Annotated in this window: 4 protein-coding genes; all 4 read right to left on the minus strand. The window is 74.9% G+C overall.

Annotation, left to right across the window (positions count from 1 at the left end; genetic code table 11):
* Positions 1–146: 146 nt before the first annotated feature.
* The 4 genes from ACIQMX_RS37525 to ACIQMX_RS37540 all read right to left on the minus strand — a co-directional run bounded on the left by ACIQMX_RS37525 (position 147) and on the right by ACIQMX_RS37540 (position 3206).
* Positions 147–641, minus strand: coding sequence for an FBP domain-containing protein (locus ACIQMX_RS37525; RefSeq protein WP_363076680.1), 495 nt, complete (start codon positions 639–641; stop codon positions 147–149).
* A 41-nt stretch (positions 642–682) separates the two neighbouring features.
* A complete protein-coding gene (locus ACIQMX_RS37530) occupies positions 683–1222 on the minus strand; it encodes an NUDIX hydrolase (protein WP_402484979.1) in 540 nt (179 codons plus the stop codon).
* Between the two features lie 74 nt (positions 1223–1296).
* Positions 1297–2196 (minus strand): hypothetical protein, encoded by a 900-nt coding sequence (locus ACIQMX_RS37535; protein ID WP_402484981.1) that lies wholly within the window; start codon positions 2194–2196, stop codon positions 1297–1299.
* Entirely contained in the window at positions 2193–3206 is a 1014-nt protein-coding gene (locus ACIQMX_RS37540; RefSeq protein WP_402484983.1) for an SPFH domain-containing protein, read from the minus strand. Before ACIQMX_RS37540 ends, ACIQMX_RS37535 begins: the two co-directional genes overlap by 4 nt.
* Positions 3207–3420: the final 214 nt, after the last annotated feature.

A 3420-nucleotide genomic window follows, 5' to 3' on the forward strand; every position in this document is an offset into this window, starting at 1 on the left:
GGCGGGGGGGCGTGGGCGGCCGCGATCCGCGCCCCCCCGTACTGCGCCGGCGCCCGCGCCGGGGCCGGGCGCCGGGCGGGGGGGGGGGCGGGGGGGGGGCCCCCCCCGGGCCGCGGGGGGGGGGGCCACGGCCGTGCCCGCCCTGCTCAGCCGAAGAGCTTGGCGACGTACGCCGAGAGATTCGCCTTTGTACGGGCGATCTGCTCCTCCATGGTCAGCGACTCCTTGAAACGGGCGCCCGAGGCCACGGCCTTCTTCCCCCGCACATAGAGCGAACAGGCCAGGTCGGTGCACATGTACAGGCCGACCGAGTTTCCGTCGCGTCCCGCCGGGCCCGCCTTGCGGGCCGTCTGCAGCGACACCCCGCTGCCCGGGTGCGTGGTCAGACACAGCGAGCACATGCTGCGGTGGAGGAACCCGCGCTGCTGGGAGGGGAAGCGCAGCGAGATGCCGGTCAGGCGGCCCTCGTGCTCGGTGACGATGTAGCTCCGCCCGGGGGCGGAGAGATCACGCCACCCCAGGAAGTCGAGATCGTCCCAGGGCAGCTCGTCGAGATCGCGGGGCAGCGGCAGACGCCCCGCTTCCCCCTTGGAGCAATTGACGAACGATGTGCGGATGTCCTGCTCGGTCACGGCCTTCATGACGACGACGCTAGCTCTGCCTATGAGCCCTAGGCAAATGATTAAGGGATATAGGGCTGTGCCTGAGTGGTGTCGGGATCTTCGGCGCCTCCGGCGCTTCGGGCGCTGCCCGTCGCGATGTCCAGCCGGTGCACGGGCGGGTGCGCGATCCCGAGGTCGGGGCGCCAGGCCGCGATGATCTGTGCCGAAGGATCGAAGAGCGGTGCGGGCAGATCCTCGGGCCGGATCCATTGCCAGGTGCTGATGAGGTGGGGTTCGGTCACCCGCGCGGTGCCGTCCTCGACAGCCACCAGCGCGGCCATCGTCACCCGGTTGATCCCGTGGACCGCGTCGTGCAGCATCGCGAAGACGCGTACCTCGTGTGCGGCGGCCTCCAGCCCCGTCTCCTCCCGCAGCTCGCGCACGGCCGCCGCCGCGATCGACTCGTGCGTCGGATCGACCTTGCCGCCGGGCAGTTCCCAGGTGCCGCTGTGGTGCCGCCCGAGCAGGATCCGCCCCCGCCCGTCCTGCACCACGACCCCGACACCCAGCGCCGCCTGGGCCAGGGGCGGACGGGAGTTGCGGGCGGGGACCGTGTCCATGGTGCTCCTTCGAGGTTCGGTGACCGGTACGAGGCATCGAGCGTACGGGCCCGGTGCGCGCGGCCCCGCTGCGGTCAGACCGCCAGCCGCAGCGCGGTGGCCGAGATGCCGAGGCGTACGGTCTGGCCCCAGGTCAGCTCCAGCGCGTCGGCCTCCATGCCGTCACCGAAGACGACCAGCCGGTCGGACTCGACGGTCAGCCGCAGACCCTGGCCGCTGCCCAGCTCACCCGAGACCAGCGAGGTGCCCGTCGCCGGCGACGGCCAGGCCTCCCGGACGAACCAGAGCAGCCGGGGGTCGGTCGGGGCGGGCAGGGCGAGCGGGCTGCGGCGCTCCTGCCACACGGAACGCAGCCATCCGGTGGCGCCGGTGCCCGTGCCGACCAGGACACCGGACGAGGCCTGCGACTCGGCGGGGGAGTCGGCCGGTCCGGCCCCGAGCCGGTAGCGCGCCGTCTGGTGCCCGGCCGGGCCGAGGTAGATCTCGTTGAGGGCCAGCAGTCGCTGGGTGTCGTCGGCCACCGCCTCCACCATGGTGAGCTCGTCCGCCGCGCCGCCCGGTGCCACGGCTGCCCGCAGGAGGGCCGCCGCGTCGCCGGGACGGTGGCGGACCAGGACTCCGGGGTTGCGGCCGGGGTCGGTGTCGATGCCCACGACCGGCTGGCCGGAGAGGTACTTGGCGGCGTTGGCGACCAGCCCGTCCTGGCCGACGACGACCACCACGTCCTCGGGAGCGAACAGGAACCGGTCCAGATCCGCCCGCTCCACCCGCGAGTGGCGCCACTGGAGCGGAACCGCCGCCGCCACGTCGGCCAGCGCCTGCTGGGTCCGCCGATGCCGCCGGGCCACCTCGTCGATGGACCGGCCGCGGCTGGAGAGGAAGAAGGCCGCCTGGCCGTGCGTGCCGTGCCGGGCCAGCAACTCCTCGTACTCGGTGGTGCGGTGGACCAGGACCGCCCGCGGGGCCAGGCTCACGCCCGGGTCTCCGGCGCGGTCCGGCCGAGCCTGGTGAGCAGGCCGGTGAGGACGTCGGGGGAGAGGGTCAGGCTGTCGATGCGCGGCAGGTTCTCGGCGAGCCTCGTCGCGGCCAGTGCGTGCAGCGTCGCGGACTCGACCTCGCCGTGCACCCGGAGCCAGGCCGCCTGCGACTCGGCGCGGGCCGCGCCGACCTCGCGGGCCGCCTCCGCCTCGGCGCGTGCCAGGCGCACCGTGCGCGCGGCTTCGGCCTCGGCGCGCACGGCGTCGGCCGCCGCGTGCTCCTCCGCCTCCCGGCGCGTGTTGGTGCCGCGCTGCTCGACGAGCTGTTCCTCGCGCCGGGCGAGCTCGATCTGGCTGGCCAGCTCGTTCTCGGCGATCGCCCGCTCGCGCTCGACGGCCACGGCCCGGCGTTCGTAGGTGGCCCGGTCGGCCTCCTGCTGGATCTGCTCGCGGGCGGGGGTGCGCAGCGCGCGCTCGACCTCGGCCTCGGGGCGGATGGCGACGACGCGCACGGCCACCACGTCGATGCCGGTGGCGGGGAGCCTGGGTTCACCGGCGAGGCCGGCCGCCACTCGTTCGCGTACCGAGGCGACACCGTCCACCAGCGCGGCGGCCAGCGGGGTGCGGGCCAGGACGTCCAGGGTGTGCTGCTGGGCCGTCTCGGTGAGCAGCGTCGCGATCTGCTCCAGCGGGGCGCCGCGCCAGGCGCCGGTGTCGGGGTCGACGGAGAAGTCGAGGCGTGCGGCCGCCTCGGCCGGATCGCTGATCCGGTACGTGACGGTGGCCTGCACGGTGACGTCCTGGAAGTCGGCCGTACGGGCGTGGAACGCCATGGCCAGCTCGCGGTCGTTGACCGGGACCTCGGAGAGCGCGGCGCTCAGCGACCGGTACCAGAAGCTCAGCCCCGCCCCGTCATGGGCCAGTCGGCCGCGCTTGTGGTGGCGGATGTGGGCGGTGGGAGCTGAGCGCAGATGGCGCCAGCCGAAGCGCCGGGTGATGTCGGCCATGGTGGGGACCCCCTCGTTCTCGTCATGAAGACGATATGAGGGCGTGCGGCATATCGTCAAGAGGACGAGAAGGGGTGCCGGGAGGCGGCGGGAAACGCGGGCGGGGGGGGGGGGGCGCCCCCCGCCCCCCCCCCCCCCGGGGGGGGGGGGGCCCCCCCCCCCCCCCCCCCGCGCCGCGCCGCCCCCCCCCCCCCCACCCCCAACCCCCCCCCCC

The organism is Streptomyces sp. NPDC091416, assembly GCF_044756845.1.
Lineage (GTDB): Bacteria > Actinomycetota > Actinomycetes > Streptomycetales > Streptomycetaceae > Streptomyces.

Coding starts and splice junctions, on each gene's coding strand:
- ACIQMX_RS37525 (WP_363076680.1), bottom strand. CDS start 641: ATGAAGGCCGTGACCGAGCAGGACATCCGCACATCGTTCGTCAATTGC.
- ACIQMX_RS37540 (WP_402484983.1), bottom strand. CDS start 3,206: ATGGCCGACATCACCCGGCGCTTCGGCTGGCGCCATCTGCGCTCAGCT.
- ACIQMX_RS37530 (WP_402484979.1), bottom strand. CDS start 1,222: ATGGACACGGTCCCCGCCCGCAACTCCCGTCCGCCCCTGGCCCAGGCG.